Origin of the sequence: Pseudomonas sp. 3JA (genome assembly GCF_036961705.1) — a bacterium.
GTDB lineage: Bacteria > Pseudomonadota > Gammaproteobacteria > Pseudomonadales > Pseudomonadaceae > Aquipseudomonas > Aquipseudomonas fluorescens_Q.
Window position 1 is genome coordinate 1 of the sequence record NZ_JBAMDJ010000115.1, and the last position, 389, is coordinate 389.

General features: G+C 63.8%; 1 protein-coding gene. It reads right to left on the reverse strand.

Going from position 1 to position 389, the window contains the following annotated elements; genetic code table 11:
- On the reverse strand, window positions 1–389 hold a 389-nt coding region (locus V7773_RS30280), incomplete at both ends, for an AMP-binding protein (RefSeq protein WP_336076507.1).

Genomic DNA, 389 nt, shown 5'->3' on the forward strand with positions numbered 1-389 from the left:
TCCTGCTGGATCAACTGGCTGAGGTAGGCCGGGTCGCGATGACCGTCCGGACGGGCGACCACCAGGGTCGCGCCAGTGATCAGCGGCCAGAAGAACTCCCACACCGACACGTCGAAGCTGTACGGGGTCTTTTGCAGCACACGGTCGTTCGGGCCAATCGGGAAGGCGTCCTGCATCCAGTGCAGGCGGTTCATCAAGGCGCCGTGTTCGTTCATCACGCCCTTGGGTTGGCCGGTGGAACCAGAGGTGTAGAGCACGTAGGCCAGGTCGTGGGCTTCGACATTGATCGGTTCGAAGGCGGGTGCTTGGGGCAGGGCGTCGAGGGTCCAAGCCTGATGCCCTGCGGGCAGGCGTGACAGCCATTGCACTTGGGTCAAGGTGACCTTGGC